The 15,610-nt window shown below is 70.6% G+C and carries 14 protein-coding genes, 4 pseudogenes and 2 riboswitches; of the genes and pseudogenes, 6 read left to right on the top strand and 12 right to left on the bottom strand.

All coding sequences use genetic code 11. The annotated features are described in order from the left end of the window. A pseudogene (locus AOK11_RS45520) lies at positions 1-110 on the top strand (phosphotyrosine protein phosphatase); the annotation flags it as partial. A gap of 62 nt (positions 111-172) precedes the next feature. Here the strand turns inward: AOK11_RS45520 and AOK11_RS29775 are convergent. Beyond that, positions 173-562, bottom strand: coding sequence for an ArsR/SmtB family transcription factor (locus tag AOK11_RS29775; RefSeq protein WP_079035166.1), 390 nt, complete (start codon positions 560-562; stop codon positions 173-175). 151 nt (positions 563-713) lie between these two features. Beyond that, positions 714-1,697, bottom strand: coding sequence for a PstS family phosphate ABC transporter substrate-binding protein (locus AOK11_RS29770; protein WP_079035165.1), 984 nt, complete (start codon positions 1,695-1,697; stop codon positions 714-716). A gap of 394 nt (positions 1,698-2,091) precedes the next feature. Between AOK11_RS29770 and ligA the strand changes: the two genes are divergently transcribed. Then, on the top strand, positions 2,092-4,182 hold the full coding sequence (gene ligA, locus AOK11_RS29765; RefSeq protein WP_055596812.1) for an NAD-dependent DNA ligase LigA: 2,091 nt from the start codon (positions 2,092-2,094) through the stop codon (positions 4,180-4,182). 220 nt (positions 4,183-4,402) lie between these two features. Further along, positions 4,403-5,434, top strand: a pseudogene (locus tag AOK11_RS29760) (SDR family oxidoreductase). A gap of 131 nt (positions 5,435-5,565) precedes the next feature. Here AOK11_RS29760 and AOK11_RS29755 read toward each other — a convergent pair. The 8 genes and pseudogenes from AOK11_RS29755 to AOK11_RS29725 form a co-directional block, all read right to left on the bottom strand. After that, positions 5,566-5,784: an EF-hand domain-containing protein gene (locus AOK11_RS29755; RefSeq protein WP_055596811.1), complete on the bottom strand. Its 219-nt coding sequence runs from the start codon at positions 5,782-5,784 to the stop codon at positions 5,566-5,568. A 1,317-nt stretch (positions 5,785-7,101) separates the two neighbouring features. Continuing rightward, positions 7,102-7,800 (bottom strand): (2Fe-2S)-binding protein, encoded by a 699-nt coding sequence (locus tag AOK11_RS29750; RefSeq protein ID WP_055596810.1) that lies wholly within the window; start codon positions 7,798-7,800, stop codon positions 7,102-7,104. A 33-nt stretch (positions 7,801-7,833) separates the two neighbouring features. After that, positions 7,834-8,235 (bottom strand): hypothetical protein, encoded by a 402-nt coding sequence (locus tag AOK11_RS29745; RefSeq protein ID WP_055596809.1) that lies wholly within the window; start codon positions 8,233-8,235, stop codon positions 7,834-7,836. Between the two features lie 63 nt (positions 8,236-8,298). Then, a riboswitch (cobalamin riboswitch) is annotated at positions 8,299-8,424 on the bottom strand. Between the two features lie 188 nt (positions 8,425-8,612). Continuing rightward, positions 8,613-8,733: riboswitch (cobalamin riboswitch) on the top strand. Between the two features lie 100 nt (positions 8,734-8,833). Next, a pseudogene (locus AOK11_RS29740) lies at positions 8,834-9,619 on the bottom strand (transposase family protein). Between the two features lie 93 nt (positions 9,620-9,712). Beyond that, positions 9,713-10,750, bottom strand: coding sequence for a phosphotransferase family protein (locus tag AOK11_RS29735; protein WP_055596808.1), 1,038 nt, complete (start codon positions 10,748-10,750; stop codon positions 9,713-9,715). After that, positions 10,747-11,094 carry a hypothetical protein gene (locus AOK11_RS45515; protein ID WP_240497539.1) on the bottom strand — a complete coding sequence of 116 codons (348 nt, stop codon included), beginning with the start codon at positions 11,092-11,094 and terminating at the stop codon, positions 10,747-10,749. The genes AOK11_RS29735 and AOK11_RS45515 overlap by 4 nt, the downstream gene beginning before the upstream one ends. 178 nt (positions 11,095-11,272) lie before the next feature. Further along, a pseudogene (locus AOK11_RS46885) lies at positions 11,273-11,734 on the bottom strand (Gfo/Idh/MocA family protein); the annotation flags it as partial. A 47-nt stretch (positions 11,735-11,781) separates the two neighbouring features. Further along, entirely contained in the window at positions 11,782-12,501 is a 720-nt protein-coding gene (locus tag AOK11_RS29725; protein ID WP_055596807.1) for a hypothetical protein, read from the bottom strand. 77 nt (positions 12,502-12,578) lie between these two features. Here AOK11_RS29725 and tpg point away from each other — a divergent pair, with 77 nt between their 5' ends. Then, on the top strand, positions 12,579-13,013 hold the full coding sequence (gene tpg, locus AOK11_RS46880) for a telomere-protecting terminal protein Tpg (RefSeq protein ID WP_055596806.1): 435 nt from the start codon (positions 12,579-12,581) through the stop codon (positions 13,011-13,013). 186 nt (positions 13,014-13,199) lie between these two features. Here tpg and AOK11_RS29715 read toward each other — a convergent pair whose 3' ends face one another. Then, positions 13,200-13,970, bottom strand: a complete 771-nt coding sequence (locus AOK11_RS29715; protein ID WP_055596805.1) for an IS5/IS1182 family transposase — start codon at positions 13,968-13,970, stop codon at positions 13,200-13,202. A 317-nt stretch (positions 13,971-14,287) separates the two neighbouring features. Here AOK11_RS29715 and AOK11_RS45505 point away from each other — a divergent pair, with 317 nt between their 5' ends. Continuing rightward, a complete protein-coding gene (locus AOK11_RS45505; protein ID WP_240497538.1) occupies positions 14,288-14,584 on the top strand; it encodes a transposase in 297 nt (98 codons plus the stop codon). Then, positions 14,518-14,982, top strand: coding sequence for a transposase (locus AOK11_RS45500; RefSeq protein ID WP_240497537.1), 465 nt, complete (start codon positions 14,518-14,520; stop codon positions 14,980-14,982). The genes AOK11_RS45505 and AOK11_RS45500 overlap by 67 nt, the downstream gene beginning before the upstream one ends. Here AOK11_RS45500 and AOK11_RS29705 read toward each other — a convergent pair. Then, positions 14,930-15,493, bottom strand: a complete 564-nt coding sequence (locus tag AOK11_RS29705) for a hypothetical protein (protein WP_055596804.1) — start codon at positions 15,491-15,493, stop codon at positions 14,930-14,932. The genes AOK11_RS45500 and AOK11_RS29705 overlap by 53 nt on opposite strands. Between the last annotated feature and the right edge of the window lie 117 nt (positions 15,494-15,610).

Here is a 15,610-nt window from a genome sequence, read left to right as displayed (position 1 = left end):
TGGACGACCCGGCCGGCCGGGGCGTCGCGGCGGTCCGTCCGATCCGCGACGAGATCAGGAAGCGGGTCGAGGACCTGATCGCGGAGATCGCGCCGGAACCGACGGCCTGAGAGGCCGGCCCGAGCGGCCCGCCCGCGAGGCCGGCCGAGCGGATCCCGGCGGGACAGGAGGGTCAGACCGCCACCGGCTCCTGCGGGCTCACGGGCTCCAGGACCTCGCGCACCCGGCGCAGCCCGGCGGGGTCGACGGAGTACCAGACCCAGGTGCCTCGCCGCTCGCGGTTCAGCAGTCCGGACTCGGTCATGACCTTGAGGTGATGACTGACGGTGGGCTGCCGCAGACCCAGGCAGTCCGTGAGGTCACAGACGCACGCTTCCCCCCGGGGAGCCCGCTCGATGAGGCGCAGCAACTGCAGTCGGGTCGGGTCGGCGATGGCCTTCAGCACCGCGGCGAGCCGCTCGGCCTCGCCGCGGTCGATCAGCAGGCGGGCCAGGCCCGTCGCGGACGCTTCCGAGCCGTCCGGCACCGTCTCCGCCCGCACGCCGTACGAAGAGATAGCCATCCATTCAGCATAGGTCCGGGCCAGGGGTCCCTCCGGTGCGGAAAGCCAGTCCTTCCCGCTTGTTCACCGGGGGTTCGCCTACTCCACAGGCCCTCCGACAACCCTGCACGCACCGGGCCGTTGAACGCCGGACGACGGGCAATGCCCCTGCTCAGGACTCCTGCTTCGCCTTGAGAGCATCGAGGTCCTTGCGCAGCTCGGCATCCTGCTCCGCACTGAGCGGAACGAAGTTGGCCTTCTCGGCGATGCGCTTGTTGTTCTCGACGTAGTAATCGAGGAACGCCGCGACCTCCGGCTTCTCCAGCGAGGACGCCCTCGGGTAGATGAACAGCGGCCGTGCCAGCGGCTTGTAGCTGCCGTTCTGCACGGCCTCCACGGTCGGGGCGACGCAGCCGTCGCCGCCGTCGATCGCTAGGGCCTTCAGCCGGTCCTTGTTCTCCTCGTAGTAGGAGTGGCCGAAGTAGCCCATGCCGCCCACCGAGCCCGAGACGCCCTGCACGATGAGGTCGTCGTCCTCGTTCGCCGCGTAGTCGGCGCGCGAGGCGCCCTCCTCGCCGTTGACGGCACCGGTGAAGTAGTCGAAGGTGCCCGAGTCCGTGCCGGGACCGAACAGTTCCAGTTTCTGGTCGGGGAACGTCGCATCGACCTGGTTCCAGTTGTCTATCTTCGAACCGGGCTGCCAGATCATCCTCAGCTGATCCACCGTGAGGCACTCGACGAAGTCGTTGTCCTTGCTCACCACGACGGACAGGCCGTCGCCGGCGACCTGGAGCTCCTGGTACTCGACACCCTTCAGCCTGCAGGCCGACGCCTCGACGTCCTCGATCGCGCGCGAGGCGTTGGAGATGTCGGTCTCGCCGTGGCAGAACTTATCGAAACCGCCACCGGTTCCGGACGTGCCGACGGCGACCTCGACATCGGGGTTCTCCGCCCGGAAGAGTTCGGCCGCCACCGTGGACAGCGGAGCCACCGTGCTGGAACCGTCCACCTGGACGGTTCCCGACGGCTTGCCCCCCTCACCGCCGCTGCCGTCCGACCCCGCCTCGGCACTGCCGCACGCGCTCACCGCCAGCAGTACGGCTGCCGTCAGAACCACAGGGGTCTTGGCCCTGCGCAACGAGGTGGGAATGTTCACGTGTCTCTCGATCCTGGTGACCGCCGAGGGTGCCCGGCCATGCCGATGAGGAACGCGATGCGTTCCGCTGGGACACTTGGATCGAATCCCGCCTATACGAACTGAGGGCATACAAGCAACCACTGGGACATGAACCGTAGGTATCCGCCCATATGGAGGCATCCGATGGGCGGTGAGGCAGGCAACGGCTCGGCATCGTCCGACGACTCGGTCTGCGACGGCTCGGTCTGCGAGAAATCGGTTGCGAGAAATCGGTTGTGGGGAACCGGCTGTGGGGAACCGGCTGAAGAATCGGAGCCGCCATCGGCCTCACGGCATCGACGGCAGGCCGGTGCGGATCGGTGCGGGGCGGCGTCCGGGCCCGTTGTCAGTGGTGGACGGCATGATGCCGATCATGACAACTCCCGCAGCAGTGATCGTGGATGCCGCCGCCTACGCCCAGGCGGTCGAGAACGCCGTGAGTGCGGCGGCCGCCTACTACGAGGGCGGCACCTCGCCGTTGGACGACGACACCTACGACCGACTGGTCCGCGGGATCGCCGCTTGGGAGGCGGAGCACCCGGACGAGGCCCTGCCCGACTCCCCCACCGGCAAGGTCGCCGGCGGCGCGGTGGAGGGCGACATACCGCACACGGTGCCGATGCTCAGCCTCGACAACGTCTTCTCGGCCGAGGAGTTCATGGCGTGGACGGCGTCCCTGAACCGACGCATCGGCCGTGAGGTCACCCGCTTCAGTGTGGGCCCGAAGCTGGACGGGCTCGCGATCGTCGCCCGCTACAGCGACGGGCGTCTCACCCGGCTGATCACTCGCGGGGACGGGATCGCCGGTGAGGACGTCTCCCACGCGATCGGCACCGTCGTGGGGCTGCCCGAGCGGCTGGCCGAGCCGGTCACCGTGGAGGTGCGCGGCGAAGTCCTGATGACGACGGCCCAGTTCGAGTACGCGAACGAGGCCCGCACGGGCCACGGCGGTCAGCCGTTCGCCAACCCGCGCAACGCTGCCGCGGGCACCCTTCGGGCGAAGGAGCGGCTCTACACCGTTCCGATGACGTTCTTCGGCTACGGACTGCTGCCGCTGCCCGGCACCGACGGCCCCCTCGCCGAGCGGCTGGCGGAACTCCCCCACAGCGACCTGATGTCCCTGGCCGCCGAGCTCGGCGTGCACACCAGCGCCACGACCGCGGTCCCGGAATCCGTCGCCGGATCGCCGGAGCAGGTCCTGTCCCGGGTGAAGGAAATCGCCGCGGAGCGAGCCGAGTTGCCGTTCGGCATCGACGGGATCGTCGTCAAGGCCGACCTCGCCGCAGACCAGCGGGACGCCGGCTCCGGCTCCCGCGCGCCCCGGTGGGCGATCGCGTACAAGCTGCCGGCCGTGGAGAAGATCACCCGGCTGCTGGAAGTGGAGTGGAACGTCGGGCGGACCGGCATCATCGCCCCGCGCGGCGTCCTCGAACCCGTGGTCGTCGACGGCTCCACCATCACCTACGCCACCCTGCACAACCCGGCCGACATCACCCGTCGCGACCTGCGGCTCGGCGACCACGTCATGGTCCATCGCGCCGGTGACGTCATCCCCCGCATCGAGGCCCCCGTCGCCCACCTGCGCACCGGCGAGGAGCAGCCCATCGTCTTCCCCGAGCAGTGCCCCCGCTGCGGATCGGACATCGACACCGGCGGGGAGCGCTGGCGATGCGCGCAGGGCCGCAACTGCCACCTGGTCGCCTCACTCTCCTACGCCGCGGGACGCGACCAGCTCGACATCGAGGGCCTGGGAGCCACCCGTGTCGTCCAGCTCGTCGACGCGGGTCTCGTCGCCGATCTCGCCGATGTGTTCGCCCTCCGGCACGACCAGTTGCTCGGCCTGGAGCGGATGGGTGAGACCAGCACCGGCAATCTGCTCGCCGCGATCGCCGCGGCCAAGGAGCAGCCGCTGTCGCGGGTGCTCTGCGCGCTCGGCGTCCGCGGCACCGGCCGGTCCATGTCCCGGCGCATCGCCCGGTACTTCGCCACCATGGACAACATCCGCTCCGCCGACGCCGAAACGATGCAGCGGGTGGACGGCATCGGATCGGAGAAGGCACCCTCGATCGTCTCGGAACTCGCCGAACTCGCCCCGCTCATCGACAAACTCGTCGCGGCGGGCGTCAACATGACGGAACCCGGCGCCACTCCGCCTCCGGCCACCGACGCCGACCTCGACGGCCGGGACACGGCCGGGACGCCCGGGGTGGACCGCCCGCTGACCGACATGACGGTGGTGGTCACCGGTGCGATGACCGGAAACCTGGAGAAGCTCTCCCGCAACGAGATGAACGAACTCATCGAACGGGCCGGCGGCCGCTCCTCCTCCAGCGTTTCCAAAAGGACCACCCTCGTCGTCGCCGGAGAAGGTGCCGGCTCCAAGCGCGCCAAGGCCGAACAGCTCGGCATCCGCCTCACCACCCCGGACGAGTTCGCCACGCTGGTCGCGGACCTTCTGAAGTGAGTGTCGCGGCGACCGCGGGAGGGTGAGGGCCGCACCCGGTGACGCCCGCCCGGGCTCGGGGCGTGCGGTGCACCCTGGCCGCCCGGAGTCCGAGCCCCTCCGCCGTCCCGGGCCGGCAGGGCCGGGCCGGTCCGTTTCCCGCGCCCTGGTCCGCGGCGCGTGCCGGACCGGGGGCCGGGTACTCGGCGGGCGTCCCAGGCGTCGCCGAGAGGAGCTTCCGATGGCCGGCACAGCGGGCGGCAGGGTAGTGGTCACGGGCGCGACCGGCAATGTGGGGACGAGCCTCGTGCGCCTGCTCTCCGAGGACTCGGAGGTCGAGTGGGTACGAGGCGTCGCCCGGCGGACGCCCGACTGGAGCCCGCCGAAGACCGAGTGGCACGCCGTCGATCTGGCGTCCGAGCGGGCCGACCCGACGGAGGTGTGCCGGGGAGCGACCGCCGTGGTGCATCTGGCGTGGGCGTTCCAGCCGACGCACGATCCGGCGAGCACCTGGCGCACCAACGTGCTCGGCAGCATGAGGATGTTCGAGGCGGCCGCGGCCGCGGGGGTACCGACGCTCGTGCACGCCTCCTCCGTGGGGGCCTACTCCCCCGGCCCCAAGGACCGGGCCGTCGACGAGTCCTGACCCACGCACGGCTGGCCGGACGCGGCCTACTGCCGGGAGAAGGCGTATCTGGAACGGGCCCTGGACGTCTTCGTCCGTGACCACCCCGAGGTACGGGTGGTACGTATGCGCCCCGCGTTCCTCTTCAAGCGGGAGTCGGCGAGCGAGCAGCGCCGCATCTTCGGCGGCCGCTTCCTCCCCGGTCCGGTGGCCCGCCCCGATCTGCTGCCCTTCCTCCCGGACGTCCCGGGCCTGACGGTGCAGGCTCTGCACACGGACGACGCCGCTCAGGCCTACCGGCTGGCCGTGCACTCGGCCGGGGCCCGAGGCGCCTTCAATCTCGCTGCCGACCCCGTGGTCGACATCGGCCTCCTCGCCGAGATGCTCGGCCTGCGCCCGGTGCGGCTGCCGCGTACGGCGGCCCGGTCCGCCGTCGCCGCCGCCTGGGGGCTCCGTCTCCTTCCCGCCTCTCCTCACCTCTTCGACGCGGTACTGCGGCTGCCCCTGATGGACTGCTCCCGCGCCCGCACGGAACTGGGCTGGCGGCCGGAGTACACCGCGACGGAGGTGCTGCAGGAGTTCCTGGACGGGTTGCGGCACGGCGCAGGCGCCGACACCGCACCCATGCGAGGACGCAAGGTCGGCTGAAGGCGGCACGGACCCGGCTCGTCCCCCGCGGTCGGCGTCCGGGGTGCCCCCGAGGCCTCGGGGGCACCCGAGGGTACGTGGCGGGGCGACACGGCCGGGCCCGCGTACCCTCGCGTGCCGGGCCAGTGGTGTCAACGGTTCATGGCCGCCCAGAACTCCTCGAAGGACATCTGGCCGTCGCCGTTGGCGTCGAGCGAATCGATCAGTTGCCGGGCCTCCGACTCGGTGATCTCGGAACCCTCCAGCTCCGCCACTACCTTCCGGTACTCGTCTGCGCTGACCAGGCCGTCCCCGTCCAGGTCATAGCGCTCGAAAACCTTCCGCGCCGCCGTCTCCACGATGTCCGCCATGTGCTCCGTCTTTCCGCGATCTTCGCTGACGGGCCCACACTATCCGTCCGCCCGGCAGCGAACGCGGGGACGCCGCCCCAGCCCGCCCGGGACGCCGCCCTCGGTCCGCGTACCTCGCGGCAAGAGCCACCCCCTGATCCGGGCGACCCCGTTCAGGGCGTTCCGGCCGGGCCTCCCGGTCGGCAACGGCCCGGAACGGCGCACCCCGGTTGCCCGCCGCCGCCCGTACGAGCGTTTCGCCGGCGAAATCCTCCGTGCGAGGTGACCGCCGCACACCGCTCGCCCGTTGCCGGACTGAGCGGCCCTGCCCCCAGACTCTGGGTGGTAGAGCGCACGTTCGCGTGGCTGATGAACTCCCGCCGCTTGGCGAGGGGTTACGAAGCCCTGCCCGCTACCAGCGAGGCGATGATCCGGTGGTCGATGGTCACGCGGATGGGCCAGCGTCTGGCGCGGCCACGGGTCACCGGCCGGCGCTGAAGGCACCCGCCGCTTCCAGCAGGAACCACCGCGCTCTGCCAGGCGCCTGGCCTTCGAACGCACGCCCTCGACCTTCGCCAGTGTCGTCCCCAAACCCAGCCCCACCGCGATCTCCTTGACCTTCAGCGGCTCCGGACCCGCCGCCCGCCGTTCTTCCAGCACGCCCAAGACCCGTTGGCAGTCCGGCGCCAGCACGGTCACCGGCAGCCCGTCCCGCCAGGGCGGCACCGTCGAGCCCGGCACCGACACGGTCGAGGGTGCCGTTTCCTGCTCCGCCTCCGCCCCGGTCACGGCAGTGGACTCGACTGCGGAGGCGGCCAACGCCTCGACCAGCTCCTCCCGCACGATCAGCGGAGGCGAGGGCCAGGCCGAGGGCCGTGGCGGCGATCAGGTGGTGGGGTGCACGTGCTGTGCGGAACATGGCGGAGCCTTCCTGGTGCGGGCCGGCCCACGTGCGCGGCCGAGGAAAACCCCGCCTTCGGCCGGACGCCCGCTCTGCCCTCCCCGGCTGCGGGGAGGGCATCCCGGACCGCGACGACACGGGCGGAACTCTCGGCTCCGCACTGCGGACCATGACAGTGGGAAGCGGTGATCAGCACGCGCCGGGTGCTCCGACTCGCGGCCCACGGCCGCACACGGTTGCAGGTCAGCGCCGGATTCCCACCGGCTTCCCCCCAGTCACGCACATATGCGGTTGTCGTGCCGTACGCGGTGACGCACTTCCGCGTCCGGGTTCGATCGGATCTCCCGGGATGTAGAAACCCCCTGATTTTAGGGGGCGTTGCTGTGCACATGCCATCGAAACAGCGAACACGTCCGGCAGACCGGCCGCCACTCACATCACGCTCGTTCCCGACCGGCCAGGCCGCAGTCACCGCACTTCGAGCCGTTCGGTGCACGGTAGTAGAGGCAGCAACTGCGGCGGCGGAACGTGAGATCCGGCCCGGTGATCACTCCGGTACCGACGAGGCGCCCTGTGCTCAGCAGTTCGGTCGTGAGGTCGGTGAGCGGCTCGCGCAGGGCAGGGCGGGCCGTCAGCAGGGCGTGGGCCGCCCCGGCGAGCGCGGAAGCGGCGTTCCCGTCCAGCAGACGCGGGGCGATCTTGACGCGGAGTCCGGCCGCGAGCGTCCGCAGGTGATTCATCACCTGCTCGTACAGGGCGCCGGCGGGGTCGGGCAGCCGGTCGGCGTGCCGGCCGGAGGGGCGGGGGAGACGCAGGGCCGGTCCTTCGTCGGCCCGCTGCAGGCCGCTCAGGTCCGGGACGATCCCGTGCAACAGTACGCAGGCCAGGGCGGGCGACCAGAGGCGGGCCGCGTGTCCGAGGTGGGCGATGGACACGTCGATCCGCGGCTCACGGGTGTCGTGGCGGCGGGCGACGGCGTCGGCCAGGTCGGTGAAGCCTCGCGCGTAGGAGTGGCCGAGGGGATGCCACCCCTGGTCCCTGCCACCGACGTGCAGGACGAAGAAGCCGCCGAGGGTCGCCACGTCGTGCAGGGCGGCGGTGACGGATTCGGCGGGGGCACGAGCTTCCTCGTTCATATCGGGGCGGCCTCCTGATCCTCGCACTCGTTGTCAGGAGGCCGAACGCCGGCGCGGTGGCGTGATGGCGTACAGATCGAGGATGTCCGGTATGGGCGCGACGCCGGGTCCGCCGGCGCGTGCCCAGGCTGCGATGTCCTCGGTGGCGTCCGGGTCGTTGACCAGCCCCAGCCAGACGGGCCGGGCGCCGGCGGCCCGGCCGGCCGCGGAAGGCTGGACGACGATGACGTTGGCCTGTTCGCACACGTCCAGACAGGCGGACACCCGCACGGGTACCTGCGCGCGCAGGCGCGCCGTCTGCGCCGCGTGGTCGGTGCCGATCACCTTCGGGCTGCCGCAGCAGCAGTCCCGGCACACGACGACCCGGCACGGCACCGCCTCGGGTGCCCCGGCGTCTGCGGGCGGGTTCTCGGCCGGGCTCGCGTCGGCGGGCATACGGCACCGTTCCTCTCTTCCGGGGAGATCCGCCCCGGTGGTCCGTCGAGGAGGCGACCGCGTGAGTCTCCTGGCTCTCGGGTCGATGCTCGCTCCGCGCCTTCCCACCCTGTGCGGGCAGTGGTCGTGTGCGGGGCTCGCTCGCCGATCACAGTGGCGGGACCGCGCCGGATTTCCACCGGCTTCCTCGGACCGCCGTCGCCTTGTTGCTCGGGCCATCCTTCCATCCCGTCCGCCGCACTGTCAGCAAGGGGGCACTTCGCGGCGCACCCGAAGGAACGTAATATCGCCAGGTCATCGCCGCGACGGGAGACAGAAAGCCGGTGCAAGTCCGGTGCGGTTCCGCCACGTATGAGCCATACGCGCCTCACGGCCGCAGGGAATCCGGTGGAACTCCGGAACTGTCGCGCGGCGGTGCGGAACGCCGGCGGGACGTACGCCACGGGGAGTCACCCACTGGGAGGTGCCCCGCCAGGGTGGTCCCGAGTCCGAAGACCTACTGGTTCGCATGTCGACGGTCCGGGCTTCGCAAAGCGAGCCCCTGACGAACACCCCGTCATCCGCCACTGCCGGGGACGCCACTGAGCCGTTTTCAACCTCATGCTGATGCGTGGTGAAGGACGAGAACGGCCTTCACGATGTCGGTGATGCGGTTGGCGCCTGCAGCGGAGTTTCCGCAGCGGGCGCCAGCCTTTCAAGGCGGCCATGGCCTGCTCGCCGACGCAGCGGATCCTGGCGTGGATGGTGTTGTGCCGTCGCTTCCACCGCTTGAGCCGACGGCCCCGGAACGGGACACGGACGGAGCGGCCGGCGCCCTGGTACGCCTTGTCCGCCCGGCACGTGAGTCCCGCCTCCATGAGGGCATCGATGATCCCGTGTGCACGGGCCGCGGCCAGGTCGTGCGTGGCGCCGGGCAGCGCGGGTGAGGCCCACAGCAGTCGCCCGAACGGGTCCGTGAGGACCTGGACGTTCATTCCGTGCCGCTTGTGCTTCCCGAAGCAGTACGGGGTGTCCGCGGCGATCTCCCCCAGCCTTCGGCCGGGAGGCGCCCCCGGTCGATCGGCAGCAGAGTGCCGTCCAGGATCACGAAGGCCTTCGTCCGTGCCGTCTTCATCGCCTCGGCCGGGCTCGGTGCGAGGGCGGCGAGCACGTCAACGGCCTCGCGCACGTGGCGATGGACGGTCGCGACGCCGATGCCGAACCCGGCGGCAAGCTGCACGTAGGTGTCGCCGCACCGCAGGTGGGCCAGGGCCGGCAGGGCCTGCCGCCCGGCCGCCGGCCGCCGCCACCGAGTGCCGACCTCCCGTCGCCGGACGACGAGTCGCCCGGTCAGGTACCGCAGGGTGCGGCTGGACGGATCCATGGACGACGGGCAGACGAGCACGGAAGCTCCCGGCGGCACGGGTGATCTTGGTCGAAAACCCGTCCGCCAGGAGCTTCGTCGTTCCGTACAGCCTCCCGCTGCCCACACCCGAAGTCAGTACCGCGATCGCCGTCGGCCCGCCAGGGCGGAGGCCACTGCGTCGAGGCTCGCCGTCAGCTGGCCCCCGACGTGCCTACGGGTCCACGCCAACTGCTCGGAGGAGTAGCCTCGGGGCACGGCCTCGACCAGCATGATCAGGTACAGATAACAGCGGTACAACTCCAAGCGGAGACGTACCGAGTCGGTGAGCGTGGCATCGCCCCCGGCCGCCGCGTACCCGGCGAGGAAGTCGGCGTCCTTCTCGATGTCGTCGAACAGCGAGAGTGAGACAAACTCAGCGACCGGGTCGCCCCAGAACATGCGCTCCGCGTCAATCACTCCGCTGAGCCCTCTGGCTCCCTCGGCCCCCTCGGCCCCCTCAAGCAGCAGGTTCCCCTGCCACAGGTCGAAGTGGACGAGAACGGGGCGGGTCACCTCGTCCAACACATCCCCGGCTGCGGCGATCACCTCCCGCACCTCCTCGACGGGTCGAGGCAGTTCCACACCGTAGACCACCGCGTCGTTCAAAACGGCGTCGGTCATGGCGGTGAAGGCGCCCCTCCAGTCGGCGGCCGCCGGACCGAACGGCCGGGCGGGATAGCCGAACTCCAAGCCCGTCACGGTGTGCAGACGGGCGACGACCTCCCCCAGCTCCCGACGCGACCGCGCCCGTTCACCGGGCGTCAGGGACGCGTCCGCCTCGTGCCACGGGACGCCGGGGCATTCGGTCATGACGAGGCCCGACACGACGGGCGGCTCGGCTGAGGTCTCCACGTGGACCAAGCGGGGGACCGGCACCCCCGGCAAATCCCGTACCGCGGTGTAGTACGCGGCCTCGCCGCGCAGCAGATCGTGCTCGTACCGCAGCGTCGACCCGCTGCGCGGGGACGGCGGACGCTTCACGATCCACCGCCGGCCGTCACGCAGCACCACCCGCAGCAGGGAGTTGTACGTGCCGCCGCTCAGCGGCGCGCACTCCACCATGTCCGCCGGTGCGACCGCGACCGCCGACAGCAGGGCGGCGACCGCCGGATCGAAGTCCTCAGGACTCATGTGGGCTCCTTGTCTGAAGATACCGGCGCGACCTCTCGCCACGCTGTTTGGTGTATGCGCTCCATCGTGGCGATCCTGGGCCGAGCCGCTGCCGACTGGGCTCCCCAGTGCCCCGCCCGGCCGTCCAGGAGGTCGACCACACGCCTCAGCTGCTGCTCGTAGTACGCGACCGGCTCCGTACAGATGATCTCCGTGCGGCCCGTCGTGGTGCGCACGGCGACGTTCAGCGGTACCGCTCCCGCGGCGGGCAGCAGCACCCCGCGGACCCGAACGCGCGCCTGGTCGAACGCGAAAACGTGCTCGTCGAGGTGACGTCCGGCGAAGGAGCACGACAGGCGTGCCATCACCCCTCCCCGCAGCGGCAGTTCCGCCTCGAAGGCATGGTCGACCCCCGCAGGCTCCGAGCACCGGGCCGTGCCGGTGCCGCAGGCAGCAGGCAGCAGGCAGCAGGCAGCAGGCAGCAGGCAGCCCGACGATCTCCTGGAGCGCCTGGAACCAGTAGCTCGCCGAGTCCCTGAAAATGCCGCCGCCCAGCTCGGGCCGCAGGCGGTAGCCACCGGATGACGGCGCCTGGAACCCGAACCGGCTGTGCACGTCGTGGAGCCGACCGAACCGGCCCGCGTCCACCATGTTCCGTACGACGGCGTGCCAGGGGTGCCGGAGGGTGGGCAACGCCTCCAGGACCTGCCCGCCGCCCCGGCGCTCCGCGCTCCGCAGGTCGTCGCACTCCGCGAGGCCCAGGCACAGCGGCTTCTCAACGAACGCGGTCTTGCCCTCGGCGACGGCCCGCCGGGCCCAGTGCGCGTGCGCGGAGTTGTGCAGCGAGACGTAGACGACATCGATGTCCGGCGCCGTCACCACTTTCTCGTAGTACGGGAGCACCTTGACGCCGTGCCGCTCACCGAACGCCGCCGCACGGTCCCTGTCGGAAGCCGCCACGGCACGCACAGTGATGTCGCGGCGTCCCCGGCTCGTTGATATCACCGCACGCTCCGCGATCCCCGTGGCTCCGATGAACCCGATACCCCAGGTCACGTCGCCCCCACGAGGGTCACGCCCACCGACGAGGCGACGGACCGGGCACTCGCCCGCAGGGAGTCAAACGATTCCGGCGCGCAGAGAGCCGTACAGATCAGCCGCCCTCGCGGGGCCGCGAGCGAGCCACTCACCAGGGGAAGAACACCGGGGGTGCTCCCACCCTCGTACAGCGGCCCCTCAGCACACAGTGCCTCCAGGAAGCGGTCCACGGTGAAGCCGTCCGCAACGGCCGCGCCCTCCTGCCACAGGTGGCTGCGCAACCCGTGCTCCCGCACCCGCTCGTCGAGCCCGAGGTTCAAAGATCCCATGGACATACGGACGTTCACCTCCAGCACGGGGACCCAGCTTCCGTCCCGGAGCGTCATGGAGTCGATGCAGACGGGGCCGAAATACCCCTCCCGCGCCAGTTCACGGGCCACCGTGTCCACGACCTCCCCGTGGGTGGGAGACCGCGGAGTGCTCGTGAGGGCGCTGGACGCGGCCCCGGACACCTCGTGGCGATAGCCTGCGTTGACCAGACTCTGTACCCCGAGCAACTGCCAGGACCCGTCGGGGTCGATGCGCAGGTGGCTGGAGAAGTCCACCTCCCGGTCGTAGCGCGGCTGCACCACGAACTCGACACGCAGTCCTTCTTCTTCCTGGCCCCGCAGGTGCTTCACCAGCCGGACCAGCCGCCGTTGCGAAGTGACTTCGAAGGTGCCTCGACCGGCCACCCCGTAGGTGTCCTTGACCAGGACGACCGAACAGCCCTCTTCCGCGTCCGACCGGACCGCGTCGCCTGCCTGGTCCTGTGCAGGTCCGGGCGATCGAGGAAGCGGTCCTGGCGCGGTGGCAGCCCCGGGTCCGGGCTCGTCGGCGTGCAAGGGCCGAAATGGAAGGCTTCGTTTTCCACACCAGGGCACGATTCGGGTTCGCCGCGGCGGCAGGATCCTCGGACGACCCGCGGGTGCGGTGGATCACCCAGTACCTGCCCGGAGAGGTTGCCCGGGAACTCTTCGCCGCCCGGGACGCCGGCGCGGGGGAGCAGCAGCAGATGGTCATCCTCGCCCGCGCGCTGGGACACGCCTACTTCCGTGACGGGGCCGCCGCGCCCACGGCCTGCACATCGCCTTCAGCGACCTCGAGTTCGCCGACTTCTCGATCGGATGACATCCCCTTCCGACCGGGGAATCGGCAAGGTGCGTGGTCGATCCCGCTGGGGAGCCCCTCGTCGGTGTGCAGGTGAGCGAACGTGCACAACCTGATGTGCGGCCATGTGCGCGGCGGTGGAGCGCCGTATGAGCTGTAAAGCACGCAGATTTATGAAGGCACGAATCAGGTCCAGCGCATCATGATGGCGAGGAACCTTCCCTAAAGGGTGTTGCAGAAGGCTGTGATCACGCAGGTCGGAGCGACGTTCGGGGCTGTGCGGTCACGCGGCGAGGGCGAGGTTGTGCATGCGGGCGACGGCCTGGACGGCGTGGTGGAGGCCGTCGCTCCGTTGCCGGCAGTCACGGAGGATCTTGTAGTTCTTCATCCGGGAGAAGGTGTGCTCGACGCGGGCGCGGACCTTGCGGTGGGCGGCGTTGTCCTCTTCCTCGCCCTTCAGTAGCGGCCGTCCGGGGCGTTTGCGGTGCGGGACGACCAGGCCTGTGTTGATGTAGGCGCCGTCTCCGAGGACCGTCACGCCCTGGCAGTGCTGGGCCAGGCCGGAGTCCCGCCAGGCTTTCGCGTCCGCCGTGTTGCCGGGCACCGGCCGGGCCGCGGCCACCACCAGGCGGGTCTCCGCATCCACGATGACCTGCACGTTCGCCGAGAACCGGTAGTTGCGGGAGGACGCTCCGACCTTGCGGTCGCGGACCGGGACGAGGGTACCGTCCACGATCCACAGTCGCTCGACGGCCTCCTGGGAGGACCGGGCCGGCTCGAGCGCAAGGAGTGGACCGATCCTCTGGATCACCCTGCACACCGTCGCGGGTGAGACGCCGAACAGCGGGGCGAGCTGCCGCATGGTGAGGTTCGTGCGGTAGTACACGGCCACCAGCAGCACCCACTCGGCCAGTGGAAGCCGCCACGGACGGCCCCGGCCACAGCCCTCGCCGCCGCGTTCCCGGACCGCCCGCAGCAGCCGACCGAACTGGTCCACCCGCAGCCCCGTGAACGTCTCCACCCACACTTGCTCAGCCCTCAACACCCCAGCCATACAACGGATATGCCCTGATCACAGCCTTCTGCAACACCCTTTAGGCGGCGGGATGCCTTTGGATGGCGTCCCGCCGAGTGGGGTATCCAGGAGGTCCTGCTTGTCGTTGTTGCACGCGCCCGAGCCTGTCCAGTTCAACTCGGCTGCTTCCTCGTGTGATTGCCTCTCTCATGTGTACGGCCACGCGGCCGATCAACGGGAGCGGGTACGCCGGTATCCGTCGGACATGACGGACGCGGAGTGGGCGGCCGTTGCTGCCCGTGCCGACCTGGCCCCAGGGCCAGGTCGGGTAGCCCGAGGGCTACTGCCACCGCCAGATGCTGGACGCGATCCGGTACCTGGTCGCGGACGGGATCTCGTGGCGGGCGATGTCCGCGGACTTCCCCGCTTGGGGCCGGGTCTACGCCTTCTTTTGCCGATGGCGTGAGCACGGGCTGATCGCCGAGTTCCACGACCGGCTGCGCGGGAAGGTCCGTAAACGCGAAGACCGCCAGATCGAGCCCACGGCGGGGATCATCGACGCGCAGTGTGCAGGGCCGCTGCGACGGTGCCGGCCGCCTCACGCGGCTACGACGGCGGGAAGAAGGTGCCGGGCCGCAAACGGCACATCGTGACCGACTGCCTCGGTCTGCTCCTGGTCGTCGCGGTCACCGCCGCGAACGTCGGCGACTGGAACGCCGTGGCGGGCCTGCTGGCCCGGCTGCGCCGCCTGCACCGCGACATCACCCTGGTCTGGGCCGACGGCGGCTACACCGGCGGCCTCATCGACTGGTGCCGGGACAAACTCGCCCTGACCCTGCAGATCGTCAAGCGCACCGACGACACGACGAGGTTCGTGGTGCTCCCCAGACGCTGGATGGCCGAGCGCACGTTCGCGTGGCTGATGAACTCCCGCCGCCTGGCCCGGGACTACGGGACACGGCCGGCCAGCAGCGAGGCGCTGATCCAGTGGTCGATGGTCACACGGATGAGCCGACGTCTGGCACGGCCACGGGCCGCCGGCTACCACTGAAAGCCCCCGACGCCTCCAGCAGGAGCCACCCGCGCTCCGCCAGCCGTCTGGCCTTCGACCGCACCCCCTCGACCTTCGCCGGCGTCGTCCCAAGACCGAGCTCCACCGCGATCTGTTTGGCCTTCACCGGTCCCCTGCCTGCTGATCGCTGTTCCTCCAGCACGCCCAGAATCCGCTGGTAGTCCGGCGCCAGCACCGTCACCGGCGGCCCCTCCCGCCACGGCGGCACCACCGAGCCCGGCACCGGCACCCGTGACGGCCCCGATTCCCGCTCCGCCCCGGTTCCGGTCCCGGTCCCGGTCCCGGCAGTGGACTCGGCCGCGGAGGCGGCCAACGCCTCGACCAGCTCCTCCCGCGCGATCACCCGTCGGTCCAGCTCGATCTCCGCGGCCTCCAGCACCTCGGCCAGCCGCGTGACTTCCTCCCGCAGACCCTCCACCCGCACCCGGGCAGCCGCCTTCCGCTCCTCCAGTATTCCCAGCACCGACGCCACCGCGCCCCCCTCAGCCATCAAGCGGACACAAGACGCCGCATCCCTCCCTCACCCCGAACGAAACTATGCCTGACCAGCTAAAATCAAACGATCACGTTCGGTTGAGAGACGGTTTCTCAGCTTGGCGTTTAACGT

This window comes from Streptomyces hirsutus (assembly GCF_001418415.1).
Lineage (GTDB): Bacteria > Actinomycetota > Actinomycetes > Streptomycetales > Streptomycetaceae > Streptomyces > Streptomyces hirsutus.
This window is presented reverse-complemented; position numbering and strand designations above follow the sequence as displayed.